The organism is Nostoc sp. CENA543, assembly GCF_002896875.1.
GTDB lineage: Bacteria > Cyanobacteriota > Cyanobacteriia > Cyanobacteriales > Nostocaceae > Trichormus.
The window spans coordinates 772,917-791,996 of sequence record NZ_CP023278.1 but is presented as its reverse complement, the minus strand read 5'-3'; the positions used below and the strand labels follow the sequence as shown (position 1 = coordinate 791,996).

Annotated in this window: 19 protein-coding genes and 1 other RNA gene; 14 read left to right on the top strand and 6 right to left on the bottom strand. The window is 41.4% G+C overall.

Annotation, left to right across the window (positions count from 1 at the left end; genetic code table 11):
* Nucleotides 1-85: 85 nt before the first annotated feature.
* Together CLI64_RS31450 and CLI64_RS03370 are read left to right on the top strand one after the other, a co-directional pair.
* Nucleotides 86-421, top strand: coding sequence for a hypothetical protein (locus CLI64_RS31450; RefSeq protein ID WP_225977500.1), 336 nt, complete (start codon nt 86-88; stop codon nt 419-421).
* A 162-nt stretch (nt 422-583) separates the two neighbouring features.
* Nucleotides 584-2,431 (top strand): S8 family serine peptidase, encoded by a 1,848-nt coding sequence (locus CLI64_RS03370; RefSeq protein WP_103135902.1) that lies wholly within the window; start codon nt 584-586, stop codon nt 2,429-2,431.
* A 129-nt stretch (nt 2,432-2,560) separates the two neighbouring features.
* Here the strand turns inward: CLI64_RS03370 and speY are convergent, their stop codons facing one another.
* Nucleotides 2,561-3,712 carry a deoxyhypusine synthase gene (speY, locus tag CLI64_RS03365; RefSeq protein ID WP_103135901.1) on the bottom strand — a complete coding sequence of 384 codons (1,152 nt, stop codon included), beginning with the start codon at nt 3,710-3,712 and terminating at the stop codon, nt 2,561-2,563.
* A gap of 252 nt (nt 3,713-3,964) precedes the next feature.
* Here speY and CLI64_RS03360 point away from each other — a divergent pair, with 252 nt between their 5' ends.
* The 3 genes from CLI64_RS03360 to CLI64_RS03355 all read left to right on the top strand — a co-directional run bounded on the left by CLI64_RS03360 (nt 3,965) and on the right by CLI64_RS03355 (nt 6,051).
* A complete protein-coding gene (locus tag CLI64_RS03360) occupies nt 3,965-4,834 on the top strand; it encodes a shikimate dehydrogenase (RefSeq protein ID WP_103135900.1) in 870 nt (289 codons plus the stop codon).
* Nucleotides 4,835-4,895: 61 nt separating this feature from the next.
* On the top strand, nt 4,896-5,096 hold the full coding sequence (locus CLI64_RS30620) for a hypothetical protein (RefSeq protein ID WP_157943184.1): 201 nt from the start codon (nt 4,896-4,898) through the stop codon (nt 5,094-5,096).
* Between the two features lie 109 nt (nt 5,097-5,205).
* Nucleotides 5,206-6,051, top strand: a complete 846-nt coding sequence (locus CLI64_RS03355) for a class I SAM-dependent methyltransferase (protein ID WP_103135899.1) — start codon at nt 5,206-5,208, stop codon at nt 6,049-6,051.
* A gap of 168 nt (nt 6,052-6,219) precedes the next feature.
* Here CLI64_RS03355 and CLI64_RS03350 read toward each other — a convergent pair whose 3' ends face one another.
* A complete protein-coding gene (locus tag CLI64_RS03350; RefSeq protein WP_103135898.1) occupies nt 6,220-6,747 on the bottom strand; it encodes a PEP-CTERM sorting domain-containing protein in 528 nt (175 codons plus the stop codon).
* Between the two features lie 169 nt (nt 6,748-6,916).
* Between CLI64_RS03350 and CLI64_RS03345 the strand changes: the two genes are divergently transcribed.
* The gene (locus CLI64_RS03345) at nt 6,917-7,468 is read left to right on the top strand and encodes an ATP-binding cassette domain-containing protein (RefSeq protein WP_103135897.1); all 552 of its coding nucleotides are present in this window, start codon (nt 6,917-6,919) and stop codon (nt 7,466-7,468) included.
* A gap of 77 nt (nt 7,469-7,545) precedes the next feature.
* On the opposite strand, the gene CLI64_RS03340 is transcribed toward CLI64_RS03345, so the two are convergent.
* Nucleotides 7,546-7,866 carry a hypothetical protein gene (locus CLI64_RS03340; protein ID WP_103135896.1) on the bottom strand — a complete coding sequence of 107 codons (321 nt, stop codon included), beginning with the start codon at nt 7,864-7,866 and terminating at the stop codon, nt 7,546-7,548.
* Nucleotides 7,867-8,426: 560 nt separating this feature from the next.
* Here CLI64_RS03340 and CLI64_RS03335 point away from each other — a divergent pair.
* From CLI64_RS03335 to CLI64_RS03305, 7 genes are all read left to right on the top strand, one after another.
* Nucleotides 8,427-8,918, top strand: a complete 492-nt coding sequence (locus CLI64_RS03335; RefSeq protein ID WP_103135895.1) for a pentapeptide repeat-containing protein — start codon at nt 8,427-8,429, stop codon at nt 8,916-8,918.
* Nucleotides 8,915-10,057 carry a 5-(carboxyamino)imidazole ribonucleotide synthase gene (locus tag CLI64_RS03330; protein WP_103135894.1) on the top strand — a complete coding sequence of 381 codons (1,143 nt, stop codon included), beginning with the start codon at nt 8,915-8,917 and terminating at the stop codon, nt 10,055-10,057. The genes CLI64_RS03335 and CLI64_RS03330 overlap by 4 nt, the downstream gene beginning before the upstream one ends.
* A 138-nt stretch (nt 10,058-10,195) precedes the next feature.
* Nucleotides 10,196-10,379: non-coding RNA, 6S RNA (gene ssrS, locus CLI64_RS03325), on the top strand.
* A 238-nt stretch (nt 10,380-10,617) separates the two neighbouring features.
* Nucleotides 10,618-11,886 carry a pitrilysin family protein gene (locus CLI64_RS03320; protein WP_103135893.1) on the top strand — a complete coding sequence of 423 codons (1,269 nt, stop codon included), beginning with the start codon at nt 10,618-10,620 and terminating at the stop codon, nt 11,884-11,886.
* Nucleotides 11,887-12,028: 142 nt separating this feature from the next.
* Entirely contained in the window at nt 12,029-13,327 is a 1,299-nt protein-coding gene (locus tag CLI64_RS03315; protein ID WP_103135892.1) for a pitrilysin family protein, read from the top strand.
* Between the two features lie 384 nt (nt 13,328-13,711).
* Entirely contained in the window at nt 13,712-14,602 is an 891-nt protein-coding gene (locus CLI64_RS03310; RefSeq protein ID WP_103135891.1) for a peptidoglycan-binding protein, read from the top strand.
* Nucleotides 14,603-14,737: 135 nt separating this feature from the next.
* Complete coding sequence (locus tag CLI64_RS03305) at nt 14,738-15,094, top strand: phage holin family protein (protein WP_103140573.1); 357 nt, start codon at nt 14,738-14,740, stop codon at nt 15,092-15,094.
* A 38-nt stretch (nt 15,095-15,132) separates the two neighbouring features.
* On the opposite strand, the gene CLI64_RS03300 is transcribed toward CLI64_RS03305, so the two are convergent.
* On the bottom strand, nt 15,133-15,576 hold the full coding sequence (locus CLI64_RS03300) for a cobalamin biosynthesis protein (RefSeq protein WP_225977499.1): 444 nt from the start codon (nt 15,574-15,576) through the stop codon (nt 15,133-15,135).
* 619 nt (nt 15,577-16,195) lie between these two features.
* Entirely contained in the window at nt 16,196-17,479 is a 1,284-nt protein-coding gene (locus tag CLI64_RS03295) for an ankyrin repeat domain-containing protein (RefSeq protein ID WP_192881672.1), read from the bottom strand.
* Between the two features lie 261 nt (nt 17,480-17,740).
* Between CLI64_RS03295 and CLI64_RS03290 the strand changes: the two genes are divergently transcribed.
* Nucleotides 17,741-18,211: a DUF4079 domain-containing protein gene (locus CLI64_RS03290; protein WP_103135889.1), complete on the top strand. Its 471-nt coding sequence runs from the start codon at nt 17,741-17,743 to the stop codon at nt 18,209-18,211.
* Between the two features lie 150 nt (nt 18,212-18,361).
* On the opposite strand, the gene CLI64_RS03285 is transcribed toward CLI64_RS03290, so the two are convergent.
* Entirely contained in the window at nt 18,362-19,021 is a 660-nt protein-coding gene (locus tag CLI64_RS03285) for a DUF1997 domain-containing protein (RefSeq protein ID WP_103135888.1), read from the bottom strand.
* Nucleotides 19,022-19,080 lie beyond the last annotated feature (59 nt).

Sequence of the window (19,080 nt, the reverse complement as noted above, 5' to 3'; positions counted from 1 at the left end):
TCCCCGTAAGGGGAAAAACGAGCTTTACAAACTCTTCAAAATAGCGTGTGGTGATTAACGATGCTTGAAAGCGAAACACTAACGCATGGTGGAAAAAGACATCTACCAGCGCATTGTGATGAATATATTACTTACCATCGTGATAATTGTGGCAATTATCGCCATTCTGCAAAATTCTGAACAATTCCGATCTCAATGGCGCAACTTGCAAATCAACAAGCCACGGGGTAGAGTTTCTCACACATATCGTAACGACCCAAAAAATCGATATCTTCAAAGAGATTTGCTAATTTTACTGAAAGGAGATACCGCAGCCGCTAAACGCTTGTTAGCTCAACAGCGTCGCAAAAATCCAGGAAAGTCAGATAACTGGTATTTAGAGAAAGTGATTTTTGATTTAGAACGCGATCGCCGGCGATGATAGGTAGCTTCCATATGTAAAGAAATATCAAGCAACCTGCATCACTTGCATAATTCTTCTCACCCAACCCTATATATAAAAACGTATACCGAGAAATTCAGTCATTCTACAGATTTTCTGATGAATTGGACTGTAAATCATGCACGTTTTTAGAGGGTGAATATGCGAACAAGAACTAAGCTTCTTTTATTTTCATTCAGCTTATCTTTGGTGTTAATGTCACCATTGATGGTTTATGCTCAAGTTAGTGGTGAACCTTATAATCCCTATCAAGTACCTGTAGACCAAACTAATACTATCAATTCAGTTTTCATTCCCAAAACTGGCTTATCTACAGATTTTAAACGTGGCAATCTTTCGAGGGAAAATATTTACCAAGTCAAGTTTCCTCTCGATAAACAATCAGAACCAATTCCCGATATTCGCAAGTCAAAAATTAGCCCTACTCTAGAAAACTTACTCCTGAAAAGTAACCCCGAAGACAGCGTTGAGGTGATTATTACTTTTCAAGAAGACACCCAAATTCCCCTATTACCGGAACTAGAAACATCAGTAGAACGGGAAAAATCCCAACGCCGACAAGCCGCGATCGCACAATTGCAAGCTCAAAGAGTCAAATCACAATTGGCATTGCTAGAACGATATAAAATATCGAGCTACTTTAAACCAACAGAACATTTTTGGATTGTCAATGCTGTTGCTGGTAAAACACAATTCAGAGCAGTTAAAGAAATAGCACAACTGGATGCTGTGGCTTATATTCAACCAGTCCAAGGGGGAGAAAAACCACCAGATGCTATTACTAATAATGACGTTGATGATGGCAGAGCGATTATTGTTTCTGACCCCTATTTTAATTTAGGATTAACTCAACCTTGGATTGGTCTTTTAGATACTGGGGTAAGAAATACACACGTTTTATTTAATTCTCCCAGTAACTTGGCATGGTTGAGAGATTGCGTTAACGGTGGGGCAAATTGTAACAATAGTGCTAACCCTGGTTACAACACCGATGATAATGACTGGAATCATGGCACAAGTTCCGCCGCCATTATTAGCGGTAATGGTCGTCTAGGTAATGATTATCGCGGTGTGACGGGAGTGAGATTAGACAGTTGGAAGATTTATACCAATGGGGGTCTAGATTCGGCGGCGGCGATTCGGTCAATTCAAGCGGGAATCGCCGCCTTTGATAAAGTATTGGTAGGAGAATTACAAGCCGACGAGACAGAAACCGGCGCGATCGCCACAGCCGCAGATAACGCTTACAATGCTGGTGTGATTTTCGTCTCAGCTAACGGTAACTATGGCCCTAATGATAGAACAGTTCGTTCACCTGCGATCGCCCACAAAGTCATCGGTGTTGGTGGTGTGATGACCACTGACCAAAGCCAATACAACGGACAAGGCCGCGGCCCTGCAACCGATGGACGTTTCAAACCAGATATCCAAGCACCCACCTATAGCGAAACCGCCAGTAATGCTTCCACCTCCGCATTGCAAGTATTTAGCGGAACCAGTGGTGCAACTCCCTACGCTTCTGCGGCCGCTATGTTAGCCCATAACTGGTTGCGACAATTCGGCACATACGATAATGGTCAAACCTACGCCTTCATGATTCTCTATGGGCAGAAATCTTATCCCTACAATAATACTGTTGGTGCAGGGTTGTTAAAAATGGCGACCAATGGCTGGGCGCATTGGGGTAAAGTCGTAGTCAACAATGGTACGACTATCGATATTCCTATTAGTGTTAGTTCTAATAAGCGAGATTTTGATGCGGCCTTATGGTGGCCAGAATCAGCAGCACAAGCACATAACGACATTGATGTCCACTTAATTGACCCATCCGGCGTAGAAAAAGCCAGAGGTTTTTCCGCCTTAAGTGTATTTGAGCGCGCCAAAGTAGCAGGCAGTCTTACCCCAGGTACATGGAAACTCCGCATTCGCGGCTACAGCGTACCTACAGGCGGTCAGACAGTCTATTGGGCGGCTCATATTCGGAATTAGGGCATAGGGCATGGGGAATTGGGCATAGGGGATTGGGGATTGGGTATAGGACATTGGAGTAAATCTAAAACTCCTTGTCTACCTTGTCTACCTTGTCTCCCCTGCACCCTGCCCCCCTGCCTGCCCTAACTACTTCCGAATCGGTGTCCCACAGGGATAAGTTGCTACTTCTGAGTCAGTGGCGACTTTTTCTTTTGGTTGGTCTTTGGCGGCTAAATAATCGGTGCGGAGTTTGTCTAGTAAGGCTGGACGTTGATCATACAACCGCTTGAGGGGACGGGGTGGGCATTGGTTGAGAATATAGGATGTCACTAGGGGGATGGCGATGGTGCTATCGGTGTAACAAACTATGGTGCTGGGTAATTCTTCTGGGTCAATCTTACCCCAACTTACTGCCTCGGAAGGTGTCGCACCAGATAAGCCACCGGTATCAGGACGAGCATCGGTGAACTGGACAAAGAAATCATGTCCCCTTTCTTCTAAACCTAAAACTTCGTGAATCTGCGGTTGGGTTTGCAGTAAGAAGTTTTTCGGACTACCACCACCGAGAATGACGGCTGCGCTGCTACCTTCTCCTTCTCTGGCATTGTAGGCGATCGCAGCTGTTTCGTTTACGTCAATTGCTGGGTCTAATACCAACTGGGAACCCTCCAACGCTAAAGCCGCCACGTTCATCCCAATGGAACTATCCCCAGGTGAAGAGGTATATATAGGCACACCGCATTCATAAGCTGTAGCTAACAAACAAGAATGCTGCACACCTAATTGCTTTTCGACTTCTCGCACATACTTACCCAGCAAGTAATGAAACTCAGCCGTTCCCATCCGCTTTTGGAAAGGTTCAGCTTGCAGGATTTTACGGATAAATGCGTCGGTTTCTAGTAAGACATCATACCCAAAGATGATGTCATAAATTCTGATTGTTCCTTCATCGCGCAGTTTCACATCATCTAAAAACGGGCTACCTGCGAACAACTCAAACCCCAAACCATAGTGCATATCATGGTAAAGGTTTGCACCAGTGCTAATCATCCAATCAATAAAACCATTACGAATCAGGGGTGCTAATGCAGACACACCAAAACCAGCTGGTGTCATAGCACCGGAAAGACTCACACCCACAGTAACACCATCTTTTAAAATATCCTGCGCCAATAATTGACAAGCTTCCCGCAACCGCGCCGAGTTGTAAGCAGTGAAGTAATTATCAATCAAATCTACTACACTGATATCTGCTGACATCGGTATAGGTGCAATTTTTTTACCCAAATGTTTCGCCATAAGAGACTCCCTAACAGTAAACGCGCCGAATATAGTATTACAGCAAATCACAGTAAGTAGGGGAGAAGTGGGGAGTTATCTTTGCACAGCTGTGATATTTTGAGGACTGGGGATTGGGGATTGGGGACTGGGAGACAAGGTAGAAGTAATGACTAATGACTAATGACTGTTGACTAATGACTAATGACTATTGACCGTTGACTATTGACTATTGACTATTGACTATTGACTATTGACCATTGACTAACAACCATGATTACAGGCAAAACTAAGTTACTAGGAGTAATTGGGTATCCGGTGGGACATTCTCTTTCACCTGTGATGCACAATGCAGCGATCGCTCATTTGGGTTTAGACTATGCGTATCTACCGCTACCTATCGACCCGCAGGATTTGGAGGTGGCGATCGCAGGTTTGGCGGCGGTGGGGACTGTGGGTTTTAGTGTGACTATTCCTCATAAACAGGCAATTATGCCGTTAATGGCAGAAATTACACCCCTAGCTCAAGCTATAGGTGCAGTTAATACCGTCAGCCGCAAAGATAACAAATGGTTAGGGACAAATACTGATATTATCGGATTTATTGACCCTCTGCAAACCACCTATCAACAGGATTGGAGTCAGAAAATTGCTGTGATTTTAGGAAATGGCGGTGCAGCTAGGGCGGTGGTTGCAGGTTGTCATCAGCTAGGTTTTGCTCAAATTCATGTGGTGGGGCGCAATTTCGATAAATTGCAAGAATTTCAACAAAGTTGGGCAAATTCACCCATCGCGGAGAATTTACAAGTCCATAGTTGGGATAAGCTTACACAACTAATTCCTCAAGCTGGCTTATTGGTAAACACTACCCCGATAGGGATGTATCCCAAAGTTGATGATTCCCCTGTGAGTATAGACGAAATGGCGAACTTACCAACAGATGCGATCGCCTATGATTTGATTTATATTCCCCAGCCCACAAAATTTCTCCAATATGCACAACAACAAGGTGCAACTATCATTGATGGCTTAGAAATGCTAGTCCAGCAAGGAGTGGCTGCATTAAAAATCTGGTTACAGCGAGACGATATACCAGTAGATGTGATGCGTCAAGCCTTGAAAAAGCAATTAGGTTTGGGGTGAGAGTCATTAGTTATTAGTCATTAGTCATTAGTCATTAGTCATTAGTCAATGGGCATTGGGAATGGGATTTTTCTTAACCGTTCCCTGCTTATGCAGTCAACAGTCAATGGGAGTGGCTGCACGAGGTTATTTAATCAAACATAAAAGCCATATGTCCTTTAATATCGGTTATGGTATTGAGATAGAAAGGTTTGCATGGTCATTTGCGATCGCTATCTCTGCAATCATGTCCGCGAAGAATTACCAAATTTCATTTTGCTGAATCTTTTTGCATAAAGCTTAGTGCTGAGGCTGAATATTAATCAAATCCATCGTGACTGTTCACTAACAAAGCAGTCAACATATCATCTAAACTGATACACCTTAAATTTATGTCTAGCACTGCTCTCTTATCTAAAAACTACAACAATAATCAATATATTCATGGCTATACTGCGGATGAGCAAGACCGCCTGATTAGACAAAGCAATATTATCGCACCCTATCTATATAAAAACATTGATTTTTCTCATTGTCATCACATTATTGAAGTAGGTTGTGGTGTAGGAGCGCAAATACAACAATTATTAAATCGCTGGCCACATTTAAAAATAACTGGTGTTGATATTTCTAGAGAGCAGATTAATCGCGCTAGCGAATTACTTAAGCCTTACATTGATGCTGGACAAGTATCACTTCATGTTAGTCATGGTGGAGAAATTCCTTTCCCTGACGAATCATTTGATGGGGCATTAATTTGCTTTGTTTTAGAACACGCAGATCGTCCACTTGCAGTTCTAAAAGAATTAAAAAGAGTCATGATATCAGGCAGTAGATTGTACTGTACAGAAGCTTTTAATTCTGGTTTATATGTATACCCTACTTGTTTAGGTCTTCAGACTTACTGGGAAATATTTAATCGTCAACAAAAATACTTAAATGGTGATCCAGATGTTGGGGCAAAACTTTGCAATTTAGCATTGCAAGCAGGCTTTTCTGATAGCATTCAGGAATATATACCTATTAGCTTGGATAGCAGAATCAAAGATGAATACAAGCGTTCAGAATTAATTACTTGGTTTCTAGAGTGTTTACTAAGTGCCGCACCATCTTTAATTAATCATAAAAAAGTCACCCCTTACTTAATAGAAGCGATGACTGACGAACTTAATATGATTCAAAGCAGACAAGACAGCATTTTTCTATACCCATTTCAGCAAATGCAGGCTATCAAATAATTTTCCTTGATGATTTAATTATTCTTGATGAGCCACTAATTTAAGTTTCCACTGCCAGTAAACATCTAGATATGCAGTTGGATGTCACAATCGTGATATCCAACTTTAACTTTGTTGCTTATAAATGCTATCCACTAGGAATAAATCAACAAATCAAGTTTCGCTATTTTAGCTAACCTTGATTTTCTTTTGCTTCATCAATGCAACAGTACCAACCAATAAAATCCCTCCTAATATAGTAGGTTCAGGCACTTTTGCATAGGTAACAGTACCAGATATGAACTCAGTATTACTGGGGTCTAGGGAATAAATTGTAAAATCTTCGCCAACAATTTCATAGGCGATAGAACTTGCAGGATTATTTTGAATACCAAAAGCATAGTCTAGTGCAAAAGATGTTTTACCCGTAGAAAAATTGTTGATAAAAACGATAGGATATTCTGGGTAGTCAAAATCATCTTGCTCAGTGTAAATATTGGATTCATCATCAAACTTAAAAGTTAGAGACTGCACCTTTGCTATGCCATCAGTAAAAGTTGCATCATCAAAGCTAAATAGTCCATTACCTTTTTTTGTAGGACTATCAACTGTAAAAGCATAATTAACAATCGCCGCCGTAGTTGGTTTTACATCTACGCTAGCTAATCCTAAAGTTAAACTAGCCACAGTTAGCAATAACTTTGAAACCCATTTCATCTCAGTTTCCCTCACTATAAACGAGATGATCTTGAGGTTATGAGTTTAAGTCTAATTTAATTAGAGGTAAAAATAAAAAATAAATCTCTGTTTCCTATTTCTTACCTATGTAAGTAATGTCAATTATAAATTCGGATTACTATATATAAAGCTACATCGTAAATCACCTATGCAAAAAAGTTCTCAGCATTGTGGTCAAAAAATTGCGATTGTCGGGACTACAGGATCAGGAAAAACAACTTTAGCGCGAAAAATCGCTCAACAATTGCAAGTTATTCACATCGAATTAGACGCACTGCATTGGGAAAAGAATTGGACTGTGGCGGCGGATGAAGTGTTTCGAGAGCGAGTTACACAAGCTTTGAGTGGCGATCGCTGGGTTGTAGATGGTAACTATAGTCAAGTTCGTGATATCATTTGGAGTCAAGCCGACACGATTTTATTTCTCGATTACTCCTTTTGGTTAGTTATGGGGCGACTACTGCGGCGGACTTTGCGTCGTTCTTGGCTGCAAGAAGAACTTTGGAATGGTAATCGTGAAGATTTTAAACTATCATTTTTCAGTCAAGATTCTATCATTTTGTGGATGTTACGCACACATCACCAAAACCGAAAAAAATATCCTCTGCTATTTCAACAACCAAAATATTCTCATCTATCAGTCGTCCACTTAAAATTTCCCCAAATGACAGATGAATGGTTAAGAAACTGCAAACATTAAATCAAAAACTGCCCTTGGACGGAAGCGATGCCAAGGGCAGTATAGAGGAGTCACAACCAGATTTCACATTAAATAACTTAAACATCCTCTGGTTCAAGTTGTGCCACTGTAACTGCATTGACAGCAAAAGCAAAAACTAATGGCATAGGACATCTCAGGACGAAGGTGGAAACAACGGCTAAAACTGTACTAACCACTGCTGATAATGACCAAATCTTTTCTTCCAATGTCAGCCCTTTTTCAGATTTAATACTTCTGAGGACATGGTTAGGAATTGGTTCAGGCATGACACAGCCTGGAGGAAACGCCCAGTAATGATTCCGTCGTTCTACAAATAGTTCTGTCCAGCCATTTTCTTCGCACCAAGCTTCAATCCATTCAATAGAGTAGTGTGTCATAATTGCAGTTACTTATTAGGCTTGTTGAATTGTCTAATGAGGAACAATAAATCCCAGTCAAACAGACTGATTCAGAGTTTTAGCAGTCAATATGAAATCTTGGTCAATACTCCCCATGCAGAAGCTCTTTAAGCATCAGAAGATTATGCTTTATAAGCTTAATGCTCTTTATGATTAAAAGACTAACAGTCAATCTCGCCTATAAAACATAATTGACAATAAACTTTACTTGGAAATATCAACTTGAAGAATTGTAAATTACATTGCGATCGCCTAATCTCAATTAAAAATATTTATACCCTAAAAATCACAATTTAAAATCAAGAATTGTAACTTATTGCTAGAGTAAACACTTAATTTATTTGACTGAATCTAAATATATCTGATCATTAAATAACTTTTCTACTGCCTAGAGTTGTATTTATCTCTCCAAAAGTCATACAAATCCTCAAGGTGTAGGCATTACCAAGCATTTATAACAAAATGTTAAGCTGTTAATAATCCAAAACACTTGATTATCAGGAACGTGCAGAATGAACCAGCAAATTAATTACCTAAAGATGTTTTGGCGCAAAGCCTTGATATTAGCCTTGGGGATCATGGTTTTTTGCTTACCTTTCCCCGCTTGGGCAGTAGACTGGACACATCCCCTATCATTTAGCAACGCAGAATTATCCCGCCATGATTTTTCCGGTGAGAGTTTACAAGCGGCGGAGTTTTCTAACGCTAACTTAGAAATGACTAATTTTACTGGTGCTGACTTACGGGGAGCAGTATTAAGTGCATCTGTGATGACACAAGCCAACCTCCAAAGAGCAGATTTAACGAATGCAATGGTAGATCAGGTAAACTTAACAGGGGCTAATTTAAGCGATGCCGTTTTTAAAGAAGCTCTTTTACTCCGTGCCATCTTTAATAATGTGAACATAGAAGGCGCAGACTTTACAGATGCAATTTTAGACAAGGCACAAATCAAAGAACTTTGTACAAAAGCTAGCGGAGTAAATTCGCAAACAGGTGTAGAAACTCGTGATTCTTTAGGATGTTCATGAAGCGTGTAGGTGTAATTGGTGGCGGACAGCTAGCTTGGATGATGGGAAGTGCAGCGCAAAAGCTGGGGATAGAGTTGATAGTGCAGACACCTAGCAATCAAGATCCAGCAGTGGCGATCGCTCACGATACCATATTGGCAGCAGTAGATGATGCTGAAGCCACAAAAAAGTTAGCAGCGAACAGCGATGTCATCACCTTTGAAAACGAATTTGTCGATCTAGAAGCATTATCACAGCTAGTAAATCAAGGTGTTTGCTTTCGCCCCAGATTAGAAGCCTTAGCACCCTTGTTAGATAAATATCATCAACGTTGTTATTTACGTGACTTAGGGCTACCCGTTCCTCAATTTTTTGCTATTGAACAACAGGAAGAGATCACAGCCAAAATTGCAGACTTCGGTTTTCCCGTCGTTTTAAAATCTCGTCGTCACGGTTACGACGGACAAGGAACCTTTATCATTCGTGATGCAGCCAGCTTACAAGAGAAATTAGAGTTCAGCAAAAACAACCCAACTCTATTTTTAATCGAAGAATTTATCCCCTTTGAACGAGAATTAGCCGTAATTGCAGCCCGTGGGGTAGAAGGAGAAATTGTCATCTATCCCGTGGTAGAAACTCAGCAAGAACAACAAGTATGTCGGCGAGTCATCGCCCCAGCGAATATTACATCAGAACAAGTTGCCACAGCAGAAGCGATCGCCCATAAACTATTAGACAGCCTGCAATTCGTCGGCGTATTTGCCATCGAATTATTTCTCACAACCGACGGTAAAGTCCTAGTTAACGAAATCGCCCCCCGCACCCACAACTCCGGGCATTTTTCCCTAGACGCGTGCGCCACCTCCCAATTTGAGCAACAACTGAGAGGCGTGTGTGGTATGCCTTTAGGCGATCCCAGCTTACAATGTGCAACTGCCATCATGGTCAACTTATTAGGTTATGAAACCTCTCAAAGCGACTATCAAAACAAACGCCAACAATTAGCAGCCATTCCCCAAGCCCACGTCCACTGGTACGGCAAAACCGAATCCCGCCCAGGCCGCAAACTAGGACACGTCACCGTCTTATTAGAAAATCATCACCCAACCATAGCCACAGAAATTGCTCAGACTGTGGAATCTATCTGGTACTCAAGTTGAAGAATTGAGGGTGTAGGTAACGGAGACAAGGTAGACAAGGGGGACAAGGTAGATTCTATTCCCCATGCCCAATGCCCCATGCCCAATTCCCAATTCCCAACTTGCACACAATCCACTTTGAGAAGCTATAATGAGTGAGTTGCACTGCGACGTTGGTGACTGCCATCAAGTTTTTTGATCTATGTCTTTAAGAAAAAGGGAACCAAATATTTCTCGTGGCAGTAGACCGGGCTTGTACTCGGAAACTTTAAACGGGCAAAATCGGTACCCACCTGGTTTAACCAGGTCATAAACTTAGGTAAAACGGCGTTGCGGTGAACTCAAAATTTCTAGCTCCCATTTTTCATTGAAAACTGGGAGCTTTAATTTTTTAAGGGTGTAAGGGTGTAAGGGTATAGGGGTAAAACTTTCCAATTCTCAATGCCCAATGCCCAATGCCCAATGCCCAATACCAACTTCAAAAAGCTTAACGCCATTTGTATCATATGATGCTTAATGAGATACAAATCAGAGTTACGATAACTAAAACCTAACTTAATTTTTAGTTAAGAATAGAAAAATTGTTAAAATCTTCATTGACAAATCCTGTATTTCCAGCTTCGGTTTCCCGGCTAGATAATGGTCTAACGTTGATTCATCAAGAAATTCCCTCTACACCCGTAGTGGTAGCTGATATATGGGTAAAGGCTGGAACTATACATGAGCCAGAACCTTGGTTTGGGATGGCTCATTTCTTGGAACACATGATTTTTAAAGGTACAGCCACCCTAGATCCGGGAATGTTTGACCACAATATCGAAAATACAGGGGGAGTCAGTAATGCAGCCACAAGCTACGACTATGCTAATTATTCTTTGACGACTGCGGCTAATTATATAGAAGATAACCTGCCGCATTTAGGAGAACTACTAGTGAACGCCGCCATTCCAGACAATGAGTTTGAGCGTGAACGAGATGTAGTTTTAGAAGAAATACGCGCTTGCTATGATGATCCTGACTGGGTAGGTTTTCAATCTTTGCTGCAAAGTGTTTACCAAAATCATCCTTATGGACGTTCGATTTTGGGGAACGAAGAGGAATTAATGCAGCATTCACCAGAGGCGATGCGTTGTTTTCACCGCACACACTACCAACCCGAAAACATGACAGTGGTGATAACAGGGGGAATTAGTCAACAGCTAGCCTGGGATTTAGTTAACAGCTCATTTAGTAAATTTGGTAAACGTGGAGAATGTCCCCTAGTCACACCAGTCACTAAACCCATGATTAATGGGGTACGCCGTCAAGAATTGTATCTACCAAACATCGAACAAGCACGGCTATTGATGGCGTGGCTAGTACCAGGGGTAGAACAACTGCGTGCTGCCTATGGCTTAGATTTATTATCAGTATTATTGGCAGAAGGCCGGACTTCTCGTTTAGTACGTGATTTACGAGAAGAACTACAACTAGTACAGGGAATTTGCAGCAATTTCTCTCTACAACGCGAATCAAGCTTATTTACAATTACAGCTTGGGTAGAACCAGAAAACTTAGAAACAGTAGAAACATTAATTCTTGAGCATTTGCATGATATCCATAACCAAGGTGTTACCGAACAAGAATTAGCTCGTACAAGTAGGCTGTTATGCAATGAATACGCCTTTTCCACCGAAACACCCAATCAGATCAGTGGAATGTATGGATATTACAACACCATTGCCCAAGCGGAATTATCCGTTACCTACCCCCAGCAAATTAAATCATTCACATCCCAAGAACTGCAAACATTAGCCCAACAGTACCTTTCAGTGCAAGATTACGCTGTAACCATGATGAAACCATGCTAGGTTCTGGAGAGTGAGAGGAAAGGAGAGAAAGCAGGGGGAGCAGGGGGAGCCAGGGGGAGCCAGGGGAAGCAGAGGGAGAAAAACGAATGACTAATGACTAATGACTAATGACTAATGACTAATGACTAATGACTAATAACCAATGACTCAAACTGTGAATCCTTCTTTGTCTAACAATTCCCCTGTTCATCGCACTGTATTAAACAACGGTATTGTCGTGCTAGTAGCAGAAAATCCGGCTGCGGATATTATTGCGGGGAGAATTTTTATCCGTGCGGGTAGTTGCTGCGAACCGCGAGAAAAAGCAGGTTTAGCGCATTTACTAGCAGCAGTCATCACTAAAGGATGTGATGGACTTTCTAGTATGGAAATTGCGGAAGAAGTCGAATCTGTGGGAGCTAGTTTGAGTGCAGATACATCGACTGATTATTTTTTAATGTCCTTAAAGACAGTAACAGAAGATTTTTCTCAGATATTATCACTGGCGGGACGGATTTTGCGATCGCCTACTTTCCCCACTACCCAAGTAGAACTAGAACGGCGTTTAACCATCAATAGTATTCGTTCCCAAAAAGAACAACCCTTCACCTTGGCGATGGAACAAATGCGGCGGGTAATTTACCAAGATCATCCTTATGCAATGTCAGTCATGGGGGATGAAAACAGCGTCAACAATATCACCCAAACCGACTTAATAGAGTATCACCAAACTTATTTTCGCCCAGACAATATAGTTATTAGCATTGCTGGACGCATCACCTGCAATGAAGCCATAGCTTTAGTTGAGTCAGTCTTTGGAGATTGGCAAATTCCAGAACAAGCAACACCAACCAGTAATTTACCGGAAATTCCACTAGCACCACAATCCCAACTCAAACCCGTACAGACACAGCAATCTATCGTTATGTTGGGTTATTTAGGTGCAGCAGTCAATTCTCCTGATTACGCGCCATTAAAATTGCTCTCTACCTATTTAGGTAATGGCTTATCTAGCCGCCTATTTGTGGAATTACGAGAAAAACGTGGTCTAGCCTACGAAGTTTCAGCCTTTTACCCAACTAAACTATATCCAGCCTCATTTTTAGTTTATATGGGTACAGCCCCAGAAAATACCACTATCGCCTTAGAAGGATTACATACAGAAGTAGAGTTACTCTGCACTACAGAATTGTCCGAAACCACTCTGCAAACTGCCAAGAACAAAATGTTAGGACAGTATGCTTTGGGTAAACAAACAAACGGACAAATTGCCCAAATCTACGGTTGGTACGAAATTTTAGGCTTAGGAATTGACTACGACCAAAAATTTCAAGAACTAATGGCTGCCGTCACTCCCCAAGACACTTTAATCGCAGCCCGTCACCACTTCCAGAAACCTTATATTTCTTTAGTAGGTCAAGAAGAAGCGATTAACCGCGCGATTTTGAGTGCTGAGTTGTGAGTGGTGAGTGCTGAGTTATGAGTTATGAGTGCTGAGTTGTGAGTTATGAGTTGTGAGTTGTGAATTGTGAGTTCAGTTCTCATCAAACCAAATTGAGCAATTTTCCTTTCACTAATAACTCAGCACCGGCTAAACGCCGCGCTACCGCTAACAGCACGGGCTAAATGCCCCGCTACCGCTAACAGCACTCAGCACTACTAAATAACCTCACACGGTTGTAATATTAGCAACAGAAGTTCTGGGAGCAATTTCCATGAAAGGTAGCCTGACAGCCAGTATTGTGATACCAATTCACAAAAAATGTGATTCAAATGCAAACGCCAAAAGCTATGCTGGGTCTCATTTTCTTAATTTTGAATTTTGAATTTTGAATTTTGAATTGGTATGAGTTACTTAAATTTACTCAAGACATTTCGCTGTTGCAGCACAAGTAGGTTTTATTGGTTACTGTTGTTTTCTTGTTCGTCTGTGTTCCTTGGCTTATCGGCTGTAGTCGCAGTTGCTACACCCCAACAAATAGCCCAACAAGTTGGGATCAGTCGTCCTACTCTCAAGGTTGGTAGTCAAGGTGAACGTGTCTCGGAACTTCAGGCGGCTCTGAAACTGTTGGGTTTTTACTCCGGTGCAGTGGATGGTAACTATAATGAAGCAACAGCCAATGCAGTTTCTCAATTTAAACAAACGGTGGGTTTGAGTCCAGATGGTATTGTGGATGCAGCTACTTGGCAAAAACTCTTCCCCAACCAACCTTTGACAGCATCAACACCAACAACCAATCCCCCATCTAATTTTCCCGTTCCAACTCAACCTGCTACGGTCATTAATAATAGACCTGAACCCAGGCCAGCTAATCCCCGCACTGTTCCTAATCAAGTTGTTGGGACTAAGCCTACCCCCAACCGGACACCGACTAAACCCCCAAATAATCAAGTGGTTAAAACTACGCCAGTTTCTAGGACTACGAATTCCAGACAAAACCCAAGTAATACCACTCGTTTGAGTCCGACTCCGCCGGCTGACCGCATTGTTGGTGTGCAGTACACTACCGAAGGCTGGCCAATTTTGCGCGTGGGGATGAGTAACGCGGAGGTTAGTAAGCTACAAACAAGATTGAGTCAGTTAGGTTTTCTCAAGGGTAGTGTAGATGGTTACTTTGGCGTGATGACTGAAACGGCGGTGAAAGCAGCACAAAAACGCTATGGGATTAATCCTGATGGCGTAGTTGGTGGTGCTACTTGGGAGGCTTTATTACAGAGTTCTTCTCAACGGCGTTAAATTATCTGTGGTAGAAAAAGTCACTTATCTCTGCTGTGTGATAGTTGGTAGTTGTTAACTCAAAAAATCAATTAGCAATTACCAATTGCTTTTTTTCGGATGTTTTCTGGTGAGGCTAATTTCTGTTCACAAAATATGAAAAACTTTCTGTTGACTTGGCTAGGTACTGCGGTAGCTTTGTTAGTTACCGCCCATATCGTACCAGGATTTGAAGTAAAGAGTTTTGTGGCTGCGCTACTTGCTGTGGCTGTTATTGGATTGGTTAATGCTTTTGTCAGACCAATTTTAGGTTTTTTGGCATTTCCTATTACTCTATTGACCTTTGGTTTATTTACACTTGTGCTGAATGCTTTTTTACTCTGGTTAGCAAGTATTCTCACACCTCGTGACTATTTTGTAATTGATGGCCCGTTAGCTGCTTTTTTAGGGTCAATTGTATTATCTATAGTTTCTAGTGTAATTAACTACATTTTAAGAGGTATAGAGGAATAGTCATTAGTCATTAGTCAATGGTCAATAGTCATTAGTCATTAGTCATTCAGCAGGGTTTGAGCTACGGCAATTGTTACTGCTCCTGGTTTTTCTGGTAGGCGGATAATTTGTTTGGGGACTATCAGCTTAACTGCTAAATTTGTCTGCGAGGCGGCTAAAATTGCTGCCGCTTCAGCTACACTTGGTGTTCCTACTATTTTAGCGATCGCCATGTCACCATGCGGCACCGCAACTTGAGCTAACATCTCGGCGGGAAAGGTTGTTAAAGGTAAGCCATGACTACGACAAAACTCTACTAAGCTGATTTCTCTAGCTTTGATATCAATAGTAGCAATGCCAGCGATCGCTGCTAACCTTAGTTCATAATTACGACAAACTTGCTCAACTGCTGTTACTAATAACTCAGAAGAAATACCAGATGTACAGCCCATCCCCAACCACAAGTCCTTTATTAATGGATTTTTTTGAGGAATCGTTGCCACTCCTAAATTTCTAGCAAGTAGAGTTGGTAACTTTCAGTATTTCGGTTTTTCATTACATGAGTAGATGCTAGCTTTTTGGCGTTTACTAAAATACAGAAAAACTGATAGTTAGAATACTGTTATCAGAAATGAAAAACTCTATATTAAGCATATCTAGCACAGTAGGAAACGCCGGAGGGATGACGAGGTAAAAACTAGAAAGTAAATATACTCTTCTAATTTCGCTTCTTTGGCATCCGTGAAGCAAAAGATTCTTTTACCTGGTCTACTTTCGGTGTTTCAATTTCTTCCCATATTAGCCGCAGTCACTTTATATAACTACGACTTAAATTTGAGAATTTTTGTTTCTCATTTCTGTAACAGTTTTGGGATTCAGTATTTAATTTAATACCGTGTTTTTTACTAGTTGTCAAGTTGTCTAAAACAACTACTTTTATCAAAATATTCTAGATAAAATTTGTTGCAAAAACAACAGATATTTTTGATCATTATTGCTTAATTATTGTTCAAAATTTATAACTTCCAATAGTTGTATAAAGATGTACAAGAGAACCACAAACTTTTGAGTTGCCAGCCTTTGCTACACAAACCTACCGCGAATTAGTAGAGTATTTTGTATCTAATTTTGCGCTCCTGCTTGCTTCAAAATCTGCACAATGCTTCTATAGCCATTAAATTCCGCCAGCATCAAAGCAGTATAACCACCACGGTTTTTTAAATTCATATCAGCCCCAGATGCTATTAATGTCTGGACTGCTGTACCATAACCTCCCGATGCTGCCCACATCAAAGCTGTAGCCCCAGCTGCATCTTGAGCATTAATGTTTGCACCATTGCCTAACAATAACTGAATTATCTGGTGATAGTTGCGTTCTGCTGCCTTAATTAGCGCAGTTTTGCCATCGTTAGCTGTGGCGTTAGGATTCGCGCCATAATCTAACAATACCTTGACTGTCTGTGTATGTCCTTGGGAGACAGCTAAGATTAAAGGAGTTTCACCCAGATTATCCCCATGTACATTTGCGCCATAGTTGAGTAATGCTTGCACTATCTCGCTGTGTCCCTGTAATGCAGCTACTATCAAAGGTGTATCACCCGGATGGTTTTTCAGTTGAGGATTAGCACCTCGATTGAGTAGAATTTGCACTACATCTAGATATCCTTCTATGACGGCAAGGTTTAAAGCAGTTTCACCGTCTTGATCTTGATGATTAACTAAAGCCCCTTGATCTAGTAGTATAGTGGCGATCGCTCCCTGTCCAGCCGCCGCAGCTGCAAAGAGTGCAGTTCCACCGTCTTGATTTTGTAAATTGACATCAGCCCCACCCGCTAGCAATGCTTGGGCTACCTCCAAATTTCCCAAGTCAGCTGTCATCATCAGCAAGGTTTCCCCTTCTTCGTCTTGGTTGTTAGCATCCGCGCCATGTTGTAAAATCAACTGCACTACAGCAGCTTGCCCATGTTTTACAGCTAGCTTCAAAGCCGTATCACCATCTTTATCTGACAAATTGATATCAGCCCCAGCCTTGAGCAAAGTGTGTACTACATTGCTGTGGCCTTTCAGTGCCGCTACCATTAAAGCCGTACTACCATCTTCATTAGTAGCGTTAATCTCAGCCCCTCTAGAGATTAACATCTGCACAATATCTAATTGATTAGCACTAGCCGCCAACATTAACGCCGTCAAACCATAGCGTTTTCTAGTTAAATTAATATTTGCCCCTGCATCTAAAAGCGATCGCACAATTTCCGTATAGCCTAGATTAGCAGCAAACATTAAGGCTGTAGTTCCATCGCGATCGCACACATCTACATTTGCACCCGCAGCCAACAGCGCATCCAACCGCTTTAAATCACCACTTTTAGCAGCCTTCAGCAACAAAGCATCATTGTTGTCAATCATGAATCAGTTCCGACTGGGAAATTTGATTTATTCAGTCTCAGAATTTAGTCTCAGATGCTTTTGCTACTTTGGCAAGTGGGGAGGTTGGGGACTGGGCATGAGGCATGGGGCGTTGGGGGCTGGGGACGAGGAGACAAGGGAGACAAGGTAGCAGGGAAAAAACTAATGACTAATGACTAATGACTATTGACTATTGACTCAACAATCACCCATGAAATTGTGCTAATTTTTATTAAGATTTAAGAATTGGGTGAGAACACGATGAGTTTGGAACTGTCTGCCTCGGTTAAATATTGGCTAAATTTCTTTCACCCGTTAATTATGTGGGTGTTACTAGCACTTTCACTCTATGCTGCTTATTTAGGCTTGCAAGTACAGCGTACTCGCAACGCCCAAGGAGAAGAAAAGAAAGAATTAATTAAAGGTAGATATAACATTAAACACTACCAAATAGGCTCATTAATTTTGGCTTTGATGGTAGCCGGTGCAATTGGCGGGATGGCTGTCACGTACATCAACAACGGTAAATTGTTTGTGGGGCCGCACTTATTAGCTGGGTTGGGAATGACGGCTTTAATAGCATTTTCAGCCGCCCTATCTCCTTTTATGCAAAAAGGTGCAAATTGGGCGCGAGTGACTCACATTCTCTTAAATTTCGTAATGTTAGGACTGTTTACCTGGCAAGCTATCACCGGTGTAGAAATCGTCCAAAGAATACTTTCTAAGGCGTAGTCAATAGTCATTAGTCAACAGTTATATTGTGTAGTTCAGAGATTTTATTCTTTTTATTTTTGTTGCTGGTTAAAGACACAAACAAAAATAAAAATTTTTCTAATCTTCAACTAATAACTAATGACTAATGACTAATAACTAATGACTAATTCACCACTTTTTCTGCAAATGTTTTGGTAAAGGTAAACCAAAAGTATTGTGAAAATCTTCTTGGACTTTGCGGGTGAGTCGGCGAGAGACTTGGCGGACGATTTGGTTAAGTAGGCGATCGCCTGTAGACTGAATTAAAGATTGGGGCAAACGCTGGATAAATCGCGGAAAATGTATGCAAACAACTAAATCTAATTCCCATTCTACCCGTGTGACTTCACCTTCATCTTCTTTGAACTGTAAAGCCGCTTGATAGTCTACATCGTAACCAGGTGCTTGATAGTCGGGGATAGGAATGGTGCGAATGCGATAAACTCCGTTTTCTGGGGGTAACAATTCTAAGCCAATTTTCGGCTCAACTTCATAACCAAACGCACCAAATCGACCAATAGTTAAAGCGTAACCATGTTCGCCTAGAGGCTGTACCTTCATAGGTTCAGCACAGCGACAAAACCAGCTATTATGGGTGTTCAGGTATTCACCAACTGTTTGGGCTGGAGCATACATTTCCATACAGTCGGCATAATGACCATAAAATTTAGTTTGAGTATTGGTAGTGATTTCTGTACCCGTGGCTTCTGTATCTGGGATGTTAGCAGCAACGGGGACAATTTTTTCTGTAATTTCTAAAGATTGGTATTCGCCGTTTGTCGAAAGCATGAAGCATTCCCCTCTAGCATGGCGTTTGTCTATGTTTATGATTCCCAGGTTGAATGGGT